Origin of the sequence: Allobosea sp. (assembly GCF_051860145.1) — a bacterium.
Lineage (GTDB): Bacteria > Pseudomonadota > Alphaproteobacteria > Rhizobiales > Beijerinckiaceae > Allobosea.
Genome location: NZ_JBHYEM010000032.1, coordinates 17,598 through 37,573, shown reverse-complemented (window position 1 = coordinate 37,573; position 19,976 = coordinate 17,598). Strand labels below are relative to the sequence as shown.

At 66.7% G+C, this 19,976-nt stretch carries 20 protein-coding genes; 11 read left to right on the top strand and 9 right to left on the bottom strand.

From position 1 onward, the window contains the following. Positions 1 to 332 precede the first annotated feature (332 nt). Together ACTIF2_RS26440 and ACTIF2_RS26435 are read right to left on the bottom strand one after the other, a co-directional pair. Positions 333 to 1,061 carry a hypothetical protein gene (locus ACTIF2_RS26440; RefSeq protein ID WP_439500123.1) on the bottom strand — a complete coding sequence of 243 codons (729 nt, stop codon included), beginning with the start codon at positions 1,059 to 1,061 and terminating at the stop codon, positions 333 to 335. After that, positions 1,048 to 1,551, bottom strand: coding sequence for a hypothetical protein (locus ACTIF2_RS26435; RefSeq protein WP_439500122.1), 504 nt, complete (start codon positions 1,549 to 1,551; stop codon positions 1,048 to 1,050). Before ACTIF2_RS26435 ends, ACTIF2_RS26440 begins: the two co-directional genes overlap by 14 nt. 695 nt (positions 1,552 to 2,246) lie before the next feature. Between ACTIF2_RS26435 and ACTIF2_RS26430 the strand changes: the two genes are divergently transcribed. The 5 genes from ACTIF2_RS26430 to ACTIF2_RS26410 all read left to right on the top strand — a co-directional run bounded on the left by ACTIF2_RS26430 (position 2,247) and on the right by ACTIF2_RS26410 (position 6,890). After that, the gene (locus ACTIF2_RS26430) at positions 2,247 to 2,462 is read left to right on the top strand and encodes a DUF1059 domain-containing protein (protein ID WP_439500121.1); all 216 of its coding nucleotides are present in this window, start codon (positions 2,247 to 2,249) and stop codon (positions 2,460 to 2,462) included. A 317-nt stretch (positions 2,463 to 2,779) separates the two neighbouring features. Further along, positions 2,780 to 3,541: an SDR family oxidoreductase gene (locus tag ACTIF2_RS26425; protein WP_439500120.1), complete on the top strand. Its 762-nt coding sequence runs from the start codon at positions 2,780 to 2,782 to the stop codon at positions 3,539 to 3,541. A gap of 209 nt (positions 3,542 to 3,750) precedes the next feature. Continuing rightward, positions 3,751 to 4,419 carry a cation efflux transmembrane domain-containing protein gene (locus ACTIF2_RS26420; protein ID WP_439500119.1) on the top strand — a complete coding sequence of 223 codons (669 nt, stop codon included), beginning with the start codon at positions 3,751 to 3,753 and terminating at the stop codon, positions 4,417 to 4,419. A 27-nt stretch (positions 4,420 to 4,446) separates the two neighbouring features. After that, a complete protein-coding gene (locus tag ACTIF2_RS26415; protein WP_439500118.1) occupies positions 4,447 to 6,429 on the top strand; it encodes an acetyl/propionyl/methylcrotonyl-CoA carboxylase subunit alpha in 1,983 nt (660 codons plus the stop codon). 41 nt (positions 6,430 to 6,470) lie between these two features. After that, a complete protein-coding gene (locus ACTIF2_RS26410; RefSeq protein ID WP_439500117.1) occupies positions 6,471 to 6,890 on the top strand; it encodes a DUF4279 domain-containing protein in 420 nt (139 codons plus the stop codon). 106 nt (positions 6,891 to 6,996) lie between these two features. Here ACTIF2_RS26410 and ACTIF2_RS26405 read toward each other — a convergent pair whose 3' ends face one another. Together ACTIF2_RS26405 and ACTIF2_RS26400 are read right to left on the bottom strand one after the other, a co-directional pair. Continuing rightward, complete coding sequence (locus ACTIF2_RS26405) at positions 6,997 to 7,872, bottom strand: aminoglycoside phosphotransferase family protein (protein ID WP_439500116.1); 876 nt, start codon at positions 7,870 to 7,872, stop codon at positions 6,997 to 6,999. A 7-nt stretch (positions 7,873 to 7,879) separates the two neighbouring features. After that, complete coding sequence (locus ACTIF2_RS26400) at positions 7,880 to 8,662, bottom strand: SDR family NAD(P)-dependent oxidoreductase (protein ID WP_439500115.1); 783 nt, start codon at positions 8,660 to 8,662, stop codon at positions 7,880 to 7,882. A 226-nt stretch (positions 8,663 to 8,888) separates the two neighbouring features. Between ACTIF2_RS26400 and ACTIF2_RS26395 the strand changes: the two genes are divergently transcribed. After that, complete coding sequence (locus ACTIF2_RS26395) at positions 8,889 to 9,323, top strand: DUF1489 family protein (protein WP_439500114.1); 435 nt, start codon at positions 8,889 to 8,891, stop codon at positions 9,321 to 9,323. A gap of 63 nt (positions 9,324 to 9,386) precedes the next feature. Here ACTIF2_RS26395 and ACTIF2_RS26390 read toward each other — a convergent pair whose 3' ends face one another. Continuing rightward, positions 9,387 to 10,118: a hypothetical protein gene (locus tag ACTIF2_RS26390; RefSeq protein WP_439500113.1), complete on the bottom strand. Its 732-nt coding sequence runs from the start codon at positions 10,116 to 10,118 to the stop codon at positions 9,387 to 9,389. 67 nt (positions 10,119 to 10,185) lie between these two features. Continuing rightward, entirely contained in the window at positions 10,186 to 11,034 is an 849-nt protein-coding gene (panC, locus tag ACTIF2_RS26385; RefSeq protein ID WP_439500112.1) for a pantoate--beta-alanine ligase, read from the bottom strand. A 91-nt stretch (positions 11,035 to 11,125) separates the two neighbouring features. Between panC and ACTIF2_RS26380 the strand changes: the two genes are divergently transcribed. Together ACTIF2_RS26380 and ACTIF2_RS26375 are read left to right on the top strand one after the other, a co-directional pair. Next, a complete protein-coding gene (locus ACTIF2_RS26380; RefSeq protein WP_439500111.1) occupies positions 11,126 to 11,872 on the top strand; it encodes a VWA domain-containing protein in 747 nt (248 codons plus the stop codon). Further along, the gene (locus ACTIF2_RS26375; RefSeq protein ID WP_439500110.1) at positions 11,869 to 12,579 is read left to right on the top strand and encodes a J domain-containing protein; all 711 of its coding nucleotides are present in this window, start codon (positions 11,869 to 11,871) and stop codon (positions 12,577 to 12,579) included. Before ACTIF2_RS26380 ends, ACTIF2_RS26375 begins: the two co-directional genes overlap by 4 nt. 45 nt (positions 12,580 to 12,624) lie before the next feature. Here ACTIF2_RS26375 and ACTIF2_RS26370 read toward each other — a convergent pair whose 3' ends face one another. Further along, positions 12,625 to 14,250 (bottom strand): SPOR domain-containing protein, encoded by a 1,626-nt coding sequence (locus ACTIF2_RS26370; RefSeq protein ID WP_439500109.1) that lies wholly within the window; start codon positions 14,248 to 14,250, stop codon positions 12,625 to 12,627. 370 nt (positions 14,251 to 14,620) lie between these two features. Between ACTIF2_RS26370 and ACTIF2_RS26365 the strand changes: the two genes are divergently transcribed. After that, positions 14,621 to 14,962 carry a phasin family protein gene (locus tag ACTIF2_RS26365; protein WP_439500108.1) on the top strand — a complete coding sequence of 114 codons (342 nt, stop codon included), beginning with the start codon at positions 14,621 to 14,623 and terminating at the stop codon, positions 14,960 to 14,962. Positions 14,963 to 15,075: 113 nt separating this feature from the next. Here the strand turns inward: ACTIF2_RS26365 and ACTIF2_RS26360 are convergent, their stop codons facing one another. Continuing rightward, positions 15,076 to 15,789 carry a DNA helicase gene (locus ACTIF2_RS26360; protein WP_439500107.1) on the bottom strand — a complete coding sequence of 238 codons (714 nt, stop codon included), beginning with the start codon at positions 15,787 to 15,789 and terminating at the stop codon, positions 15,076 to 15,078. A 263-nt stretch (positions 15,790 to 16,052) separates the two neighbouring features. Continuing rightward, complete coding sequence (locus ACTIF2_RS26355) at positions 16,053 to 16,631, bottom strand: GNAT family N-acetyltransferase (protein WP_439500106.1); 579 nt, start codon at positions 16,629 to 16,631, stop codon at positions 16,053 to 16,055. 408 nt (positions 16,632 to 17,039) lie between these two features. Between ACTIF2_RS26355 and clpS the strand changes: the two genes are divergently transcribed. Next, positions 17,040 to 17,381 (top strand): ATP-dependent Clp protease adapter ClpS, encoded by a 342-nt coding sequence (clpS, locus tag ACTIF2_RS26350; RefSeq protein WP_439500125.1) that lies wholly within the window; start codon positions 17,040 to 17,042, stop codon positions 17,379 to 17,381. Between the two features lie 60 nt (positions 17,382 to 17,441). Beyond that, complete coding sequence (gene clpA / locus ACTIF2_RS26345) at positions 17,442 to 19,976, top strand: ATP-dependent Clp protease ATP-binding subunit ClpA (RefSeq protein ID WP_439500105.1); 2,535 nt, start codon at positions 17,442 to 17,444, stop codon at positions 19,974 to 19,976.

Here is a 19,976-nt window from a genome sequence, read left to right as displayed (position 1 = left end):
CGGTTCCCGAAGCCTCCCGGGAGCGAGGCGCAACCCTCGCCCGCAGGCGCCGCACCCACCCCGCCACACGACATGCCTCCGGTTGGCTGCCCCTCGGGGATGGGATGCGGAGGATTATAGGGGAGATGCGAAGGGCGGGGATAAGCGCGCTGCTGTGACGTAGCGGTGGCGAGATGGCGGCCGAGTTCGCTTCCGACCCATTGCGGACGTTCCTGATGTCCGCTTCGGTCGCAAATGCCCGAGTCGGGATGTCTCTGATCAACGCGTCTCGAGGTAAAGGATTGTCGCTCCCGAGATCGCGAGAACCGTTAGCTGGGCAAGGAGAGAGGGCGTCAGGAGGCGAATTTATCGAACACGTTGAGGAGCAGCATCTCAATGTGGGCGGCGACCGCGTTGGCGCCGACCTTCAGACTGTTCGGGTGGCCACAGCCGTTCCGCAGGTTCAGGCCAGCCACGAGTTGCGTCTTCACGTTCTTGCCGACCATCCCGATGGCTGCGATCCGGTCGAGGAAGTCGACTTCCTTCATGCGCCCGAGGTCGTCCGTGGTCGCCGCGACCTTCCACTTCCCATCGACCTTCTTCGCCTCGGTGTTGAAGGCTGCCAGATGGTTGGCCACCACCTCGTTGTGCAGGACGCCGACCGCAGCGAGCCACGACATGACAATGGCTGACCGGTAGAGGGCCGCCTCGTGGCACTGGATGGCCTCGGCTACGAAGGCGCGCGTCGTGTCGTCCCTGATCGAGGCCAAGTGCTTGCGCAGGTCCTGGGCGACCTTCGCGGCGGCGGGCGGAAGCTTGCTTACGCCGTGTTCTTCGAGCCGCGCGTGGCCCTTCTCCGACACCTCGTAGCCGCCGGGCATCTTAAGGGTTGTGCCCTTTGCCTTCGTCAGGATGTCGGCGATATTCCACGTCTTCATGTTGCAGCCGGCTTCCTGCGCCCGCGCCATGATGGCGGGGTTCTTCGCCGGCTGGTTGAGGCTCGCGATGACAAGGAGGACCTTGTCGGCCCGGGATAGGCCGTCGCGCTGGAGGGCCAGCTTGAGATCGTCAGGACTGAGCAATTTTGGCCTTCAAGCGCGCCAGTTCGTTCGCAGACAGGGACATCTGATCGCCCGTCATCGTCATGAGCAGCTTCCCAGCGACGAGCCGCTTCAGAGTCGTACTGAGATTTCCAGTCATCGCCTGATTATAGTACCCGTGGGCTTGCTGCATGTCGGCGAGTAGCTCCTTGCGGGTGAAGCTCTTTCGACCCTGGCACACTTGGAGGTGGGCGGCGGCGGCGAGCGCGATATCCCTCGCGGACTTGCCACCGAGCCGGGCTGCAACGGTTTGCACCGAGAGGTTGGCAATACCGGCGAGAACGTCCGCGTCTCCGTCCCCATTCTCCGGATCGTTGAGCGGCGGCAGGGCGTCAAAGGTGCCGGGAGGCGCGGCGCCGGCCAACGACTCGATATGGCTGAAGAGGTCCTTCACCGCCTCGTTGTCGTAGACGGCGTCGCCTTCATACTCAAACTCGATGTGACCCATCTTGATCTTGAGCTTGGTTGGCATGGTCGTTCCTCTGCCGCTAGGGCAGCAGAGGAGTAGTCCCGGATGGAGTCAAGCTCACGCCCGAAGTTACTGTGGATGGACAGACAGTTGAGTGCGGAGCCTCTGGCCGTAAGGGGCCGGGTTAGTCGGCGCTCGGCTGGCAGCGTCCGCTTCGACCCACTTCGGACTCAAAGCATCGAGCTGGCAGGCAGCCTTAGATCCCCCCACGGCATCTCTCGAACTAGCGACTAAGGGTAAACCACCAAAACCCAAGACAGCCGGCAACCGCGATGAACATTAGTAGCCGAGTTCTGAGCGAGGCTTCATTCGTCGCATGCACCAACCAACTGTGCTACTGACCTGATTTATGTGCGAGCCAGAACGTAAAGGCGGCGAACATAATGGTAGCGCTACCGCTACACCGCCTTATATCGCGCCGGTTAAGGTCCACTTCCCACCCAAAGCGGAAGGCCGCCCAGGATCACCGCACAGGGTGCATCGCTCACTGGCAACACCGGATCCGGCACCTTGAGACGTGGACGGCCGGGACAAGCCCAACCATGACGGGCAAGGCACGCCAGACTCCCCCGGCGAGCCTGCATGCGGCTGCCGGACTGCGTATCCTTTTGCAGCGGCCCCTGCGTGAGCGTATTGTGAATGGGGCGGCCCTTCGTTGTGATGGAGGGGCGCCTGATCTCCCAACCGGGGAGGACGTCATGGGACGCAAATTCATCGACTGCCGTGAATTCCCGAGCGAGATGAACTGCTCGGTCGCGATCATGGCCGACAACGAGGGCGAGCTCCTGGAGGCGGCTGTACAGCATGCCGTCGCGGTGCACGGGCACCAGGACACGCCCGAGCTGCGGGACCAGATCAAGGGCGTCATCAAAGACGGCATGCCGCCCGAGATGGCTCCAGGTCGAGCGGCCTGACGGCTCAGGTCCTGCCTCGTCACGGCCCGCGACGATTCCGGCGAGGTGGCCGGAGCTGCTGCGCATGGCGCATCCTCCCTCGCTGACATCACGGCGGCCTCCTCGCCGTCATTCCGGATCTGCGCCGCTTCGCAGCTTGTCCGGAATGACGGTGGTTCCCCGTATTACCGACCCGAACTAGAAGAGTATGCAGGCGCAGCCTCGGCAAGCCGCGAGCGGAGGACGGGGCTGCGTCGACGCCTCTTCCGTATACTGCATGCAGTGCTAAGGTCGCGGCGCCTGAAACGGTTTAAATCGAGAGAAACGCGAGGATACGCATGTCTGGGCACAACAAGGTCGCCATCATCACCGGCGCGGGATCGGGCGTCGGCCGGGCCGTCGCCATCGCCTTCCTCAAGGATGGCTACCGCACGGTGCTCGCCGGGCGCCGGGCGGACGCGCTGGAGGAGACGATCAAGCTCTCGGGGGCTCCGGCCGCCCAGGCGCTCGCGGTGCCGACCGACGTGACCGACCAGGCCTCGGTGAAGAACCTCTTCGCCACGACCAAGGACAAGTTCGGTCGGCTCGACGTTCTGTTCAACAATGCCGGCGTCAATGCGCCGGGCGGCATCCTGCTCGAGGACCTCTCGCGGGAGCAGTGGCAGGCGGTGGTCGACACCAACCTGACCGGCCCCTTCCTGTGCACGCAGGAGGCTTTCAAGCTGATGAAGGACCAGGAGCCGCGCGGCGGGCGCATCATCAATAACGGCTCGATCTCGGCCTATGCGCCGCGGCCGAACTCGGTCGCCTATACCGCGACCAAGCATGCGATCAGCGGCCTGACTCGCACCGCCTCGCTCGACGGGCGCAAATACGACATCGCCGTCGGCCAGGTCGATATCGGCAATGCGCTGACCGAGATGGCGCAGCGCATGACCCAGGGCGTGCCGCAGGCCGACGGCTCGATCAAGGTCGAGCAGGTCATGGACGTCACCCATGTCGCGACCTCGGTGCTGCACATGGCGAGCCTGCCGATCGAGGCGAACGTGCTGTTCATGAACATCATGGCCAGCAAGATGCCGTTCGTGGGCAGAGGCTGACGTCCGGCGTCATTCTCGGGCAAAGCGCAGCGTAGACCCGAGAATCTCAGGCAGGATGGGGCGCCTTTCCGTCACGAGATGCTCGGGTCAAGCCCGAGCATGACGGCAGGGTGTGACTTGCGCCGCTCGCGCTTTGGGTGACAGTGGACACTTCCTGCCGGGAGCGTCCTGTCTTGTCCGCATTCGATTCCCCGCAAAAATCTCGGGACGTGGATGCCAGGCCCGGCCATGACGCAGAGGGCGAGGCCGGGCATGCCTCTTTCGTCGATGCGGCCGTCGCCAAGGCCTATCGCCTGACGATCTGGGGCATCGCGCTCGGCATCTTCATCTTCGCCGGCAATGTCGTGATGTGGGCGCGCGCGACCGGCAATGCGCAGCTCTTCAAGGATGGTGTCGACTGGGTCTATGACGTCGCGCTCTACGGCATCGCCGCGCTGGTCTTCGGGCGCGACGCGCGGGCCGAGCGCTGGGCCGCGCTGGGCATCGGCGCGGTGATGGCGGTGGCCGGCCTGCACACGCTCTACGATCTCTGGGACAAGATCGTCCGGCCGCGGCCGATCGAGGTCTGGACGCTCGGCTTCTCGGCCGCGAGCGCCATCGTCGTCGCGGTGCTGATCATCGGTCTGCTGTGGCGCTTCCGGCGCGAGGCCAATCCGGTGATCAAGGCGACCTGGCTGTCCTCCCGCAACGACCTGATCTCGACGACAGGCTTCGCGCTGGTCGGGCTCGTGGCACGCGTCATGCCGGTGCGCTGGCCGGAATACCTGTTCGATCTCGTGGTCGCCGCGATCTGCTTCCAGGCGGCCTGGGCGATCTGGAAAGCCGCGCAGCCGGATTTGCGCAACAAGGCGGCGACAGGCGCAGTTGGCGGGCTATAAAGGCGGCATCATTCGAGGACGCCGCCGATGTCGATCGCCGAGAAACTGCCTTCCATCCTGATCGCCAATCGCGGCGAGATCGCCTGCCGCGTCATCCGCACGGCGCGGCGGCTCGGCCTGCGCACCATCGCGGTGCATTCCGACGCGGACGAGGATGCGCTCTTCGTCCAGATGGCGGACGAGGCCTATCCGATCGGCCCCGCGCCGGCGCGCGAGAGCTATCTCGACGCCGACAAGATCCTGGCGGTGGCGAAGCAGGCGGGCGCGGCCTGCATCCATCCGGGCTACGGCTTCCTCTCCGAGAATGCCGATTTCGCCGATGCCTGCGCCGCGGCCGGCATCGTCTTCGTCGGCCCGCCGGCCTCGGCGATCCGGGCCATGGGCCTGAAGGATGCCGCCAAGGCGCTGGTCGAGACGGCAAGCGTGCCGGTCGTGCCGGGTTATCATGGAGCGGAGCAGGGCGCGGACTTCCTGCGCGCGGAAGCCCGGCGCATCGGCTATCCCGTGCTGATCAAGGCGGTCGCCGGCGGCGGCGGCAAGGGCATGAAGAAGGTCGATCGGCCGGAGGATTTCGACGACGCGCTGGCGAGCGCCCAACGCGAGGGCAAGAGCGCCTTCGGCGATGCGCGCGTGCTGGTCGAGAAATACGTGCTCAGCCCCCGCCATGTCGAGATCCAGGTCTTTGGCGACAGCCATGGCAATGTCGTCCATCTCTACGAGCGCGACTGCTCGCTGCAGCGCCGCCATCAGAAGGTGATCGAGGAGGCGCCGGCGCCGGGCATGAGCGGCGAGGTTCGCGCCGCCATGGGCAAGGCCGCGACCGAGGCGGCGAAGGCGGTCGGCTATGTCGGGGCCGGCACGGTCGAGTTCATCGCCGATGGACGCGAGGGGCTGAAGGCCGACCGCTTCTACTTCATGGAGATGAACACGCGGCTCCAGGTCGAGCATCCGGTGACGGAGGCGATCACCGGGCTCGATCTGGTCGAGCTCCAGCTCAGGGTCGCGGCCGGCGAGCCGCTCGGATTCTCGCAGGCCGACGTCAAGGCCAAAGGCCACGCGGTCGAGGCGCGGCTCTATGCCGAGGATCCCGAGAAAGGTTTTCTGCCCTCGACCGGCAAGCTCTGGGCGCTGCAGTTTCCGGACGGGCCGGGCATCCGCATCGATACCGGCGTCGAGGCCGGCGATACGGTGACGCCGTTCTATGATCCGATGATCGCCAAGGTGATTGCCCACGCCCCGACGCGCAATGAGGCGCTCGACCGGCTGGCGCAGGCGCTGGGCGAGACGATCGTCGCCGGTCCGCGCACCAATCTCGCTTTCCTCAAGGCGCTCGCCGAGGCCGAGGGTTTTCGGCAGGGCCCGTTCGACACCGGCTTCATCGAGCGCAATATCGAGGCGCTCGGTGCGGTGCCGCAGCCGCTCGATGCCGCCGCGATCGCCGCCGTGGCGCTGCAACTCGAAGAGGAGCGCCAGGAGGCCGGCATCGTCGCGGCGGCCTCGCAGGAGGGCGGGGCGCTCTCGCCCTGGATCGTCGCCGACGCCTTCTCGCTGATGCCGCGCCCGCCGCTCGGCCTGCCGCTCCTGGTCGATGGCGAGCGCGTCGAGGCGCAGATCGAATGGCATGACGAGGGCGCGCGCGTCAGTTTGCCGGGCCACGAGATCGACGAGGGCGAGCACGAGATCACATTGGCGCAGGGCGAGCGCGGCCATTGGTTTGCGCTGCATCGCGGGCGGCAAAGCGCGGTTTCGCTGTTCGACCCCTTCTCGGTCGATCTCGACGCGGCCGCAGGCTCGGGCGGCGTGATCAAGGCGCCGATGCATGGCAAGCTCATCGCGCTCTTCGTCCAGCCGGGCGAGCTCGTGACCAAGGGCCAGCGGCTGGCGATCGTCGAGGCGATGAAGATGGAGCATGTGCTGACCGCCCCGCGCGACGGCACCGTGACCGAGGTCGTGGGCGAGCCGGGCGGGCAGGTGGCGGAAGGCGCGAAGGTGGTGGTGCTGGGGGATTGAGGGCGTGACGCTCGAACGCGCGGCACCAGGGGTCGGGACCAATGTCGGCGGACCCTGATGTGGGCATCTCGTTGCGGTTCCGGGGCGATACCCTCGACCCCGATGCCGTCAGCGCTGCGTTGCAGGTCAGCCCCACCCGTGCGCGCCGCAAGGGCGAAACCTTCCATACGCCTTCCGGGACCGCGATACTCGCTCGGACGGGCCTTTGGTCGGTCCGTGTCGAAAGGGAAGCGCCGGGCGACCTGGACGAGAAGATCTCGACGCTGCTCGCCGGATTGAGCGGAGACCTCGCGGTCTGGAAGCAGCTCTGCGAGGTGCTCCAGGGCGATATCTTCTGCGGCGTGTTCCTGACGGAGGAAAGCGGGGTGATGCTGAAGCCCGAAACGATGCTGGCAATTGGCCAAAGAGGGCTCACGCTCGATCTGGATATCTACGCCCCGGATGAGTCCGACGATCCTTAGACCGTGTTCAGCCAACCCTTATGGTCGGGCTTGTCCCGATCATCCACGTCTTCGGATGCGATGGCTGTTCAAGACGTGGATGCTCGCCACAGGGCGAACATGACGGCTAAAGCTCGTCCAGCGCCACTAACGCCCGCTCCGCCACAGCGAGGTTGATCTCCGCCAGCGGATCGTCGTCGCCGAGGAACCAGGCCGCCGAGAGGCCGCACCAGGCCAGGATCCACATCAGCAGACGGCGGCGTTCCAGCCCCGATTTCGCCAGCACGATCTTCAGCCGGCGCTCGAAATAGCCAGGCGCGATCGCGACCGGCGGCTCGGGGTCGGCGAGATCGGGATCGCAGAACAGGATGGTGTATTCGAAGGCGCGGTCGCCGATCACGCATTTCGGGTCGATGGCGAGCCAGCCGCGCGCGCCGAAATCGAGCACGTTGTCGTGGTGGAGATCGGCATGGAGCGGCACGATCTCGCGCTGCGCCGCCAGCAATTCGGTCGCCGCAGTGGCCGAACGGGACAGGATGCCGCCCCGTTTGGCGGCCATCGGGAAAAGCTCCTCGAACCAGGTCTCGAGCGGGATCAGCCCGGCGGGCGCGGGGCCGCGCGGCTTCTGCAAGCGCGCGATCGCCTCGCAGAGGATCACTGTCGCCTCGTCATCGGCGGCAGGCCCGCTGCGGGCCATGGCCGAGAGCGAGCGCCGGCCGGTGGCGCGCTCGAGCAGCATCGCGTCGCCGCTCTCGCTGCGGGCGAGCAGGCGCGCGGCGCCGTCGCCGTTCCAGTATTCCAGAGGCAGGTAGCCGAGGCGCTCGTGCTCCCCCGCCGGCAGCTTCAGCATGGCCGGCGCGCCGGCCTGGCGGACGGGCAGGAGGTTGCTGCCGGGCGTGACGATCGGGTCGCCGTCGGGCAAGAGGCCCCAGCGCGCAAGATGGGGCGAGAAGTCGTAGCCGGGCGACGGGTTCTGGGCCGGCGGTAAGTCTTGGGCAGGCATGGGCTGGTCAGGTCTCGATCATCCGGTTGCGGCCGATCAGCGGATATTGCTCGACCTCGTAGATCTGGCCGGAGACCGGGGCGCTGTCGTCCGAGAGCCAGAAGGCGGTATGGGCGGCGATCTCCTCGGGCTGCATGATCCGGCCGGTCGGCGCGAAAAGCGGTGAGACATGCTTCTCCCAGCCGGCTTTCCGGCCCTCGCGCTGCTGCGTCGCGTCCTCGTTGGCGGTGAAGGTCCAGCCGACATTCAGGCAGTTGAGGCGGATGCGCTCGGGCCCGAGCGCGTCGGCGAGATTGCGGGTCATCGTCGTCAGCGCGCCCTTCGACATCGAATAGACGGTCAAGTCGGCCTGGCCGCAGAGCGCGTTGATCGAGCCGATGGTGACGATCGAGCCGCCGGATTTCTGCAGGCGGAAGGCGGCAATCGCGGCCTCCGTGCAAAGCAGCGGCGCGCGGGCATTGACCGCGAAGACATGGTCGAAGAAGGCTGCCGTCGTCGTGCCGATGGCGCCGCGCGGATAGATGCCGGCATTGTTGACGAGCCCGTCGATGCGGCCGAAGGCCTTGACCGTGGCGTCGACCAGCGCATGGGCGGTGGCGGGCTCGGCAAGGTCGCCGGTCGCGCCATGGGCCGAGGCCCCGAGCTTCTTGCAGGTCGCCTCGACCTCGGCTTCGTCGCGGCCATGGACCAGCACCTTCGCCCCGTCGGCGATCAGTCGTTCGGCCATCGCATAGCCGATGCCGGCCGTGCTGCCGGTGACGAGAATGGCTTTTCCGGCGAGTCCGCGCATGATCGTTCCTCCTTGCTCCTGACTAGCCCGTCTCCCCTCCGCCGTCATCCCGGGCGACCGAAGGGAGGCCCGGGATCCATCATAAAGCGTTGCGCCCTACGATGGATCCCGGCGCTCCGCTCCGCTGCGGGCGGGATGACGGCGGAGGGTTGGCGAGTGTCCCGCTGCTGTGGAGAAATGCCGCGCACTCTGGCCCGGTTCGCGGGCGCGCATTAAGATGCGCGCCATGCCGCTTCATTTGCTCAAACTCTGCGTCGGCGCCGAGTCGATCCGCGATCTCGAGGACTGGATCGAGGAGCGCATGGCCCAGCGCCGCCGGCTCGGCCAGCTGGAGGAGCAGCTGCACACGACGCGGATGGTGCCCAAGCGCATCGAGGAGATCGTCGCCGGCGGCTCGCTCTACTGGGTGATCAAGGGCCAGATCTCGGCGCGCCAGCGCCTGATCGAGATCCGCCCCTTCACCGATGCCGACGGCATCGGCCGCTGCCATTTGGTGATGGAGCCGGTGGTGGTGCCGGTCCAGCCGCGGCCGTTCCGGCCCTTCCAGGGCTGGCGCTACCTGCAGGAGAAAGACGCGCCTCGCGATATCGGGGAGGGCGGCGATCTCGGCGAGATGCCGGAGGAACTGCGGCGGGAGCTGGCGGGGCTGGGGTTGTTGTAGGGTGCGCTAGTTAAGCTCAGTCCGGCGCGAACATTCTCTGCCGTGCAGTGATCGCCGATCAGATCATGCGAGGCTGAGAATAGCGCGCATCGCACGTGGTTGCTCCTCGATGCTGAGCTTCGTCATCACGCCATCGTGGAGCTTCAAGCCGACATCACAGACCTCCCGGTCACTGCCGTTCTTGGTATTCGCGAGCAGGTCCAGCTCGGGCTTGGTAAAACCGACCGCACCAAACAGTTTGGCCCAGTACTGTGTGTCCAAGACAGGAGCGACACCCGGCCTTCCCTTGCCATCGAGATAGCCGGCTTCGAGCTGCTGGAGGACAGCATTGAACAGATCCTTGCCGGATCGATCGAGCGCATTCACGTCACGAATCCCGGTTTCGAAGAATTCCCGGCAAAGCTTGGCGTTGGCTGTTTCGAGATGAGTCATCAGCGCGTGCTGTGCCTTCCAGATGGCGATCACCTTTTCGTCCTGAGCCGCCATGATCGCGGGTCCGACGAGGGTCTTGCGCAACTCCGCAACCTTGGCTCGCGATTTATCGGTGGTCTTTCCATCGATATCCTGGGTCAAGGCCTCCTTCAGGGCAGCACTCGCGCTCGGATTATCGCGAAGGAGCGCGCCAACCAGAGGGGTCGCTCGGAAACGTGCCATCTCGGTTTCGATGCGGTTGGGTTTGCCAAATTCACGCGCCGCCCAAAGTATCATCTGGGCGACGCCGAAGGCGATAACAGCGCTCAACACGCCGATCAGGGTGATTTTGCCGACATTCTTCCAGGAACCGCTTGATCTCATCACACATCTCTCAGCCGTATGCGGTGATTTCAACGAAGTTCGCGCGGGTTTCGTGCCACGCTTCGAATCACACCGCGATATTATCGATCAGCCGCGTCCCGCCCAGCCGCGCCGCGACCAGCAAGCGGATCGGGCCGTCCGCCGGGCCGTTGACCAGCGCCAGCGTCTCGGCGTGGCGCGCCTCGAGATAGTCGAGCTCGAAGCCGGCGGTGATGATCTCGGTCTGGGCGTCGGTGAGCGCCTGGAAGAGCGGGTCCTCGTTGCGGATGCGCGCGGCGAGGCCCTGCATGACGCGGTGAAGCAGCGGCGCCAGTGCGCGTTCTTCGGGCGTGAGGTAGCGGTTGCGCGAGGACATGGCGAGGCCGTCCGGCTCGCGATGGGTCGGGGCAGGGACGATCCGGATGCCGAGATCGAGATCGGCCGCCATCCGCGTCACCACCTTGAGCTGCTGATAATCCTTCTCGCCGAAGACGGCGCAATCGGCGCGGCTTTGCGTGAAGAGCTTGCAGCAAACCGTTGCGACGCCTTCGAAATGGGTCGGGCGGAAGCGGTCGTCGAGGCCGACCGCGGCGGGCCCGAGCAGCAGCACGCGCGTGGCGAAGCCGGGTGGATACATCTCCTCGACCTGCGGGAAGAAGATCGCGTCGGCACCGGCCGCCTCCAGCAAGGCGCGGTCGGTGTCGAAGGTGCGGGGGTATTTCTTGAAGTCCTCGTGCGGCGCGAACTGGGTCGGGTTGACGAAGATCGAGACGACGACGCGGCGCGCATGCTGCTGCGCCAGCTTCACCAGCGCGATATGGCCCTCGTGCAGCGCGCCCATGGTCGGCACCAGCGCGACCTTCTCGCCGGCCTCGTGCCAGCCGGCGACGGCGGCGCGCATCGCCGCCACCGTCTCGAAAACCGCAAGCTGCGTCATCACTTCCCCCTGCATCGGCGCAGGGACGGGTAGCAAATGCCGATGCGATGGCCAATATCAGGTTTGGATTCAGTTGCGAGCCGGGAGGCCCATGGCACGGGAGAGCGACAAGGCAGTCGGCAAGCCGGCGAATGCCGCACCGGCGCAGGTCGGTGCGTCCGCGCCCGGCGAGATCGACCGGTTCCTCGGGGCGGCGAAGCAGCTCGCGCCGCTGGCGACCGGGCAGGCGGGCCGGCTCGTCTTCGCGCTCGACGCCACGATGAGCCGCCAGCCGACCTGGGATCTCGCCTGCTCGCTGCAGGCGCGGATGTTCGAGGTCGCGGCCGGCACCGGCGGGCTCGCCGTGCAGCTCGTCTATTTCCGGGGCTTTGGCGAATGCCGCGCCTCGGGCTGGATCGGCGAGCCGCAGCGCCTGACCGGGCTGATGACGCAGATCGCCTGCGAGGGCGGGCAGACCCAGATCGCGCGCGTGCTGAGGCATGTCCGTGACGAGGCCAAGGCGGTGCCGGTGCGCGCCTTCGTCTTCGTCGGCGACGCGATGGAGGAGGATGTCGATGCGCTGGCGGCGCTGGCCGGCGAGCTCGGCCTGCGCGGCATCCGCGGCTTCCTCTTCCAGGAGGGTTTCGATCCGGCGGCGAGCGCCGGTTTCGCGACGATGGCGCGGCTGACCGGCGGCGCCCATGCGCGCTTCGACGTCAACGCGCCAGGTTCGCTGCTCGAGCTGCTGCGCGGGGCGGCGGCCTATGCCAGCGGCGGGCGCGAGGCGATGACGCGGCTCGCCGGCGCCAGCCCGGCGGTGAAAGGGCTGCTCGCGGCGATGGAGGGAGGACGCCGGTGACACTGCTCTACGGGGTCGCGGCTGTCATTCTGATCTGGTGGGTTTCAAAACTCTTCGCCGGAGCCAATCCGCAGGTCATGGCCAAGGCCGCCAAGACCCTGGGCGGCGTCGTCTCGCTCGGCGTGGCGGCCCTACTGATGATGCGCGGCCGGCTCGACATGGCAGTCTTCGTCGGCGGCATCGGTGCCTGGCTGCTCGGCTGGAGCGCCTATGGGCCGGGCGGCATGCGGTTTCCCTGGGGGGACAACAAGGAAACGCCGGGCACCCGCTCCAAGGTCTCGTCGGTTCTGCTCGAGATGGAACTCGACCATGACAGCGGCGGGATGATCGGGACGGTCCGGAGCGGCAGCTTCACCGGGCGCGAGCTCGACAGCCTCAGCCTGCCGGAGCTCGGCCTCCTGATGCGCGAGTGCCTGGCCCAGGATCCGGAGGGCGCGCGGCTGCTAGAGGCTTATCTCGACCGCAGGACGCCCGGCTGGCGTGAACACGCAGACCGTGACGGCGACGCGGGGCAGGGCGGCGCGGCGCGCCCGGGCGCGATGACGCAGCAGGAGGCCTACGAGATCCTGGGGCTTCAGCCGGGGGCGGGTGACGGGGCGGTCCGCGAGGCGCATCGGGCCCTGATGAAGCGCATCCACCCGGATGCCGGGGGCACCAGCGGCCTTGCCGCTCGCGTCAATCAGGCCAAGGATACTTTGCTGAAGTGAAATGCCTGGCTGAAACGACATGGCCGAGGTCCTTTCCTAGTTCGTTCAGCCGCGGGTGGCGAAGCAGGCGAAGCCGCCGCGCTTGAGTGTCGCGCAGGCGTTCTGGGCGTCCTTCGGATCCTCGAACCCGGCGAAGCGGGCGCGGAACAGCGTGGCGCCGCCCTTCTCGACCTTCTCGGTGAAGGGCGCAGCATCGGCGAGCTGGCCGAACGCCTTGGCCTTGGCCCGGCTCAGGATGTCCTTGGCCTTGGCCTCGTCGTCGGTCGCGCCGAGCTGGATCACCCATTTGCCGGAGGCGGTGGCGACGCTGCGGGCGTCGCTCGCCTTGGTGTCGGGCGCAGCCTTGGCGAGCGTGGTCAGGCCGGCCTCATGCGGCTTGGCCTGGGCGATCGCGGGGGCAGTCTCGGGCTGGCGCAGCTCGATCTTCTGCACGACGGCCTTGGCGGTCGGCGCTTCCTCGGGCTCGGCAAGCTTGGCGATCGAGGAGGTGACGTCGACATTCGCCGGCGGGCGCAGGATCTTGCCGTCGGCCGGCGGCGCGCCGATCGACCAGCGCATGGCCGAGGGCGTCGTGGTGGCGGTCACAGGGCGCACACCCGAAACCTGCAGAGGCCGGGCGCCGAGATTGAGCGGACGCGGCGGAGCCATCGGCGTCGTGGTCGCGACATAGGCGCGGGCCGCTGCCGGAAGCGCGGGCTCGGCCTCGATCTGCGGGCGCGGCACCGGGATCGGCGCGGGCTCAGGCGCAGTCGCGACCTGCACCGGCGGCTGGATCGCGGCCGGTCGGGACGGGGGCTCGATCCGGGCCGGCTCGGCATCGGCCACGAGCACGGAAGAGCGTCCGCCGGTCGAGGCGCGCGGCAGGCTGGCGACGACGAGGTCGGCCATGATCTTGTCGCGGGCGCCGCCCGAGCGTCCGCCGAGCACGACCGAGACGATCTGGCGGCCGTCGGCCTTGGCCGAGGTCATCAGGTTGAAGCCGGAGGCGCGGGTATAGCCGGTCTTGATGCCGTCGACGCCTTCGACGCGGCCGAGCAGCCTGTTGTGGTTGCGGTAGGAGCCGCCCGCATAGTTGAAGACGCGGGTGCCGAACATCGGGTAGTAGCGCGGGAAGCGCTCCTGGATGGCGCGGCCGAGGATGGTGAGGTCGCGCGCCGTCGTGATGTTCGGCGGGCTGTGCGGCAGGCCATGCGGGTTGTAGAAACTGGTCCGGCTCATGCCGAGCGAGCGGGCCCGCGCCGTCATCATCCTAGCGAATTCGTCTTCGGAGCCGCCGACATTCTCGGCGATCGCCATGGCGACGTCATTGGCCGACTTGGTGACCAGCGCCAGGATGGCGTCGCGGACCTCGATGGTCTCGCCGGGCGAGAAGCCGATCTTGGACGGGGCCTGGCGGGCGGCGTAGGACGAGACGCTGAGCGGGGTATCCATCCGGAAACGGCCGCGCTCGAGCTGCTCGAACAGCAGGTAAAGGGTCATCACCTTGGTGAGGGAGGCCGGAATCCGCGGCGCGTCCTCGTTGACCGAATGCAGCGCGCGCCCGGTCTTCACGTCGACGACCATGGCGGCGTAGGGCGGCGTGTAGCCGCCGCCGGCATGACGCCGCTTCTTGCGCGCCGCTTCCGCCGGAGCGGTCGCGACGCTGAGCGCGACGATCACAACACCGATCATTCCGACGATTGCGCGAAGACGCGCACGCCGGGAACCAACGCGACCAAGAACCATGCAACCCGCCTCAACTCAGATCTGTCGTCCGGCCTCTTACAGCGTGGCAAGAACGACACAGTTCAAGAGGTTAGGCGGCTGCGGTTACGGAGCCGTTAAAATGCAATCGATCTTCCCCGGTCGGCTCGCAGGACCGTCCCCCCGCATCGTCGCGCCGTCCCGCGTTTGATGCATTGCAGCGCGTCCTTGACAGTTATGTTGCGCTGCACAATATGGCGGAAGTCCCCGGCGATGAAGTTTTCATCAGACCTTGGGGCGCGGAAACAGGGCCCCCCGGCTCACAGCAAGGAGGCAACGCCGAGGCGTTGTGGAAAACATGATCCAGCAGTTCGAGACCATCCAGAAGGCTTCCAAAGAGAACGTCGATGCGGCCCTGAAGGCTTTCGGCGCCACCTCGAAGGGCGTGCAGACCATCGCCGTCGAAGCCACCGATTACGCCAAGAAGTCCTTCGAGGCCGGCACCGCGACGATCGAGAAGCTCGCCGGCGTCAAGACCTTCGACAAGGCGCTCGAGATCCAGGCCGACTACGTCAAGTCCTCGTTCGAGGGCGCCGTCGCCCAGCTGACCAAGATGGGCGAGCTCTACAGCGCGCTGGCCAAGGATGCCTACAAGCCGTTCGAGGGCATCGTCGCCAAGGCCGTTCCGGCCGGCAAGTGAAGGCCTGATGCCGGGCTGCTGAGGCGGCACGGCGCCAAGTTGTTGCGTTGAGTTCAGGAAGCCCGGCCGTCTGGCCGGGCTTTTTTGTTGAGCGCGCGGCGGGATCGGTGTTGCTAGCCCGCCGCCGCAAAGCGCAACTCGCCGTCGTTCAGGAAGCAGGTCTTGCTGAAAACCGCCGTGTCGAGCTGGTTGGGCAAGCGGATATCGCCGATGTCGGGCAATGGCTTCGTCGACGGATCATAGGAGCGGGCGATCTGCGCGATGAACACCAGGATCAGTTCCCGCTCACGGGCGAAGGCCTTGAGGGCGTGAACCTGGGATGCCAGGTCCGGGTTCTCCCGCTTCTGATCGAGCAGCTGCAGATAGTCGATGACCGCCAGGCTGCCGCGGGGCTGTGTGGCCAGCTTCTCCATGACGTAGCCGGCGCTGATGGCGTCCGAGTCGTCGAACCCGAACAGATCCTTGTAGTTCGCCCAGGCGACGCCGAGACTGCGGAAGCGGTCGAGGACTTCCTTGATCGTATATTCGAGCGTGAAGAACGTGGCGCGATTGCCGGATTTCATCGCCTCCACCGCGAGTTCGAGACTGAGCAAGGTCTTGCCGTGGCCGGGCCGCGCGCCGATCAGCAAGAGATCGCCGGGCACCAGCCGGGCAAAGAGCCTGGCGGCGGGGGAGGCGGCGGCCACCCTGGCGGCCAGCAGGCTCCAGCCGGCGTAACCCTGACCGGCGGCGATCTGGTCGAGGGCCTCGTGGAGCGGAATCTTCCGCTCGCGGGACAGGATCCTGGCCTGGCGTTTCAGATGATAGAGGGGCGCGGACAGCTTCACTTCGGAACCTCCTATTGCGAGCGTTGGGCGCAATCCCTCCTTATGCGTGAGCTCGAACAGTGGGTTCGACGATGCAAACGGCCCCGCATGACAAATGCTTCCCCGACGGAGGGAGGAGGCGTGGGCTCAGCCAGAACCGGATGATAGCCGATTCTCCGTTCGTGGAGAATAGCCGGTCGCCGCGCCGAGCGGGGGGAGGCCGCTCGAGTCGACCCTGAAAAAAGACAGCGATAATGCTGGTTTTGTTTCATGAAATAGCACCGTCAGGTGACGTGAAAGTCGACGCCGACGAGCGCCATCCCGAGCCGCCCGGCGACATGGCGGGAGGCGATATTGTCCCATGACGTGCTGTAGAACGGCGTGGCGCCTTGCGCCTTCACGGCACGCGCCCAGCCGGCGACCGCAGCGGAGGCGTAGCCCCTTCGACGATAATCACTATGGGTTTCGACGCCCGCGCAATGCACCTCGGCGCTGATGCGGACGCTGGCGCAGAGCGCGACGGCGTGGCCGTCCTCGATCATGGCGACGAAGGGTCGCCGATGCGGAACGTCCGGCAGCCAGTCCGCAAAGCGTTCGCGCAGCAGGTCGGCGTTCCCGCCGTCGATGGTGACCGGCACGCGGCTCGGCGCGACGTCCCGGACCGACATATAGGCCGGGCCGGACCACTGCTTTTCCACAGGCGTGTGAGCGGCCAGGACCGCGAGATAGCGCTCATGCCGGAAGGGGAGCTCCTCGAAGGCCCGGTCCGCGGGCTCCTGCTCGCAAAGCTCGGCGAGGCGGCCGGCGACCTCTTCCGGCACGTCCGCCCGGAAGCGGAAGATCGGGCCCGCCGCGGTGCGCATCAGATGAAATCTCGGCGCGGGCCGCCGTTCCCACTCGTTTGTGCAATGAAGCCGCCCTTCGGCGTCGCGGCGATAGAGCGCGTCCATGCGCTTCAGCAGGAGGGCGTGCAGTGTCTCGGGCGGGGCGGCATTCGGAGAATCCATCAGGCCGTGTTGGTGCGACAATGTGGTGCGACAATGAACCGGGGCGGGTGCGAGAGACGAAATGCCGTTTATCCGTCACGCTTGCGCCCAATCGGCATGGAACGGACTGGCGGAGCGGCGGGGAGGTCTGTAAATTCGTTCCCGGCGTATTATCTCCCGGAGAGCGTCAGGACGATAATCTTGAAAACGATGGCAGCGAAGACGAATGGGACAAGGGCGGTGCCGGAGGACGGCGCCGAGGATGTCCTGCGCGCGCCGCTGGCCATGGCCGACCGCCCGAAGCGCACCGCTCCGCCCTCCGATGGCGGGCGCGAGGGAACCGGCACGGCCGTTCTGACCCGGACCCGGACCCGCAAGCCCAATCTCTACCGGGTCCTGCTGCTCAACGACGACTACACGCCGATGGAGTTCGTGGTGCACGTGCTCGAGCGGTTCTTCAACAAGGACCGGGCCGAGGCGACGCGGATCATGATGCATGTGCATCAGAACGGCGTCGGCGAATGCGGGATCTTCACCTACGAGGTCGCCGAGACCAAGGTGACGCTGGTGATGGATCTCGCACGCAAGCATATGCACCCCCTGCAATGCGTGATGGAAAAGAAGTAATCTTGGGCATCGACAGCCTGGATTCGTTCGCCCTTCTGGAATCGGAATAGGAGCGCATCAGTGCCGAGTTTCTCGCGCAGTCTCGAACAGGCGCTTCACCGGGCTCTCGCCCTCGCCAACGAGCGCCACCACGAATACGCTACCCTGGAGCATCTCCTGCTCGCGCTGGTCGACGACCAGGATGCGGCAGCGGTCATGCGCGCCTGCAGCGTCGATCTCGACACGCTGCGGCGCAATCTCGTCGATTACATCGATGCGGAGCTGACCAATCTCGTGACAGACGGGCGCGATGATTCGAAGCCCACCGCCGGCTTCCAGCGCGTGATCCAGCGCGCCGTCATCCATGTCCAGTCCTCGGGGCGCGAGGAGGTCACCGGTGCCAATGTGCTGGTGGCGATGTTCGCCGAGCGCGAGAGCCACGCCGCCTATTTCCTGCAGGAGCAGGACATGACCCGCTACGACGCGGTCAACTATATCAGCCACGGCATCGCCAAGCGCCCCGGCGCCGGCGAGAGCCGGCCGCCGCGCGGCGTCGAGGAGGAGCCCGAGCAGCAGCGCGATTCACGCGCCGACCCGGGTAACGAGGCCGACAAGGACAAGAAGAAGAAGGAAAGCGCGCTCGACGCCTATTGCGTCAATCTCAACCGCAAGGCGCGCGACGGCCGCATCGACCCGCTGATCGGGCGCGAGGCCGAGGTGCAGCGCACGATCCAGATCCTCTGCCGCCGGCAGAAGAACAACCCGCTGCTGGTCGGCGACCCCGGCGTCGGCAAGACCGCGATCGCCGAGGGGCTGGCGCTCAAGATCATTCGCGGCGAGGTGCCCGAGGTGCTCGAGGACGCGACGGTGTTCTCGCTCGACATGGGCACGCTGCTCGCCGGCACGCGCTATCGCGGCGATTTCGAGGAACGCCTCAAGCAGGTGATGAAGGAGATCGAGGCCCACCCGAAGGCGATCATGTTCATCGACGAGATCCATACGGTGATCGGCGCGGGCGCGACCTCGGGCGGGGCGATGGACGCCTCCAACCTGTTGAAGCCGGCGCTGGCCTCGGGCACGCTGCGCTGCATCGGCTCGACCACCTACAAGGAGTACCGCCAGTATTTCGAGAAGGACCGGGCGCTGGTCCGGCGCTTCCAGAAGATCGACGTCAACGAGCCGTCGGTGCCGGATACGATCGAGATCCTGAAGGGGCTGAAGCCCTATTTCGAGGAGTTCCACAAGCTGCGCTACACCGCCGACGCCATCAAGGCGGCGGTGGAGCTCTCGGCGCGCTACATCCATGACCGCAAGCTGCCGGACAAGGCGATCGACGTGATCGACGAGACCGGCGCCTCGCAGATGCTGGTGACCGAGAACAAGCGCAAGAAGGTCATCGGCGTGAAGGAGATCGAGGCTGCGGTCGCGACCATGGCGCGCATCCCGGCCAAGACCGTCTCCAAGGACGATGCCGAGGTGCTGCGCAATCTCGAGGCGACGCTGAAGCGCACCGTCTACGGCCAGGAAAAGGCGATCGAGGCGCTGTCCTCCTCGATCAAGCTGGCGCGGGCCGGCCTGCGCGACGGCGAGAAGCCGATCGGCTGCTATCTCTTCGCCGGACCGACTGGCGTCGGCAAGACCGAGGTGGCGCGCCAGCTCGCCTCGTCGCTCGGCGTCGAGCTGGTCCGTTTCGACATGTCGGAATACATGGAGCGCCACACCGTCTCGCGGCTGATCGGCGCGCCTCCCGGCTATGTCGGCTTCGACCAGGGCGGCCTGCTGACCGACCAGATCGACCAGCACCCGCATTCGGTGCTGCTGCTCGACGAGATCGAGAAGGCCCATCCCGACCTGTTCAACATCCTCCTGCAGGTGATGGACCACGGCAAGCTGACCGACAATAACGGCAAGCAGGTCGATTTCAGGAACGTCATCCTGATCATGACCACCAATGCCGGCGCCGCCGACATGGCGCGCGCGGCCTATGGCTTCACCCGCAGCAAGCGCGAGGGCGACGACACCGAGGCGGTCAACCGGCTGTTCGCGCCGGAATTCCGCAACCGGCTGGATTCCGTCATCTCCTTCGGCCATCTGCCGAAGACGGTCGTGGCGCGTGTCGTCGACAAGTTCGTGCTGCAGCTCGAGGCGCAGCTCGCCGACCGCAACGTCACGATCGAGCTCACCGACGAGGCGCGCGAATGGCTGGTCGAGCATGGCTATGACGAGGCGATGGGCGCCAGGCCGATGGCCCGGCTGATCCAGCAGACGATCAAGACGCCGCTCGCCGACGAGGTGCTGTTCGGGCGGCTGAAGGCCGGTGGCGCGGTCAAGGTCGTCGTGGTCCAGTCGGAGACCGGCATCAAGGTCCTGGGGCTCGAATTCCCCGAGGGGCCGGTCAAGCCGCGCCCGGAAAAGGACGTCGCGGCTGCGTCGGAGAAGCATCGACGCAAGCCGAAGTCGCGCGCGAAGATCGCCGGCCCCGGCAAGCCCGCCACCTCCGGGCCGCGCCGGGGACCGAAATCAGGTGTTGACGGCAAGCCCGGCGGGCCGGCAGAACCGCCGAAGGCGCTGCGAAGCGTCAGGACTGTCCCCAAGGTTCCGCTGACCAAGGCCTGA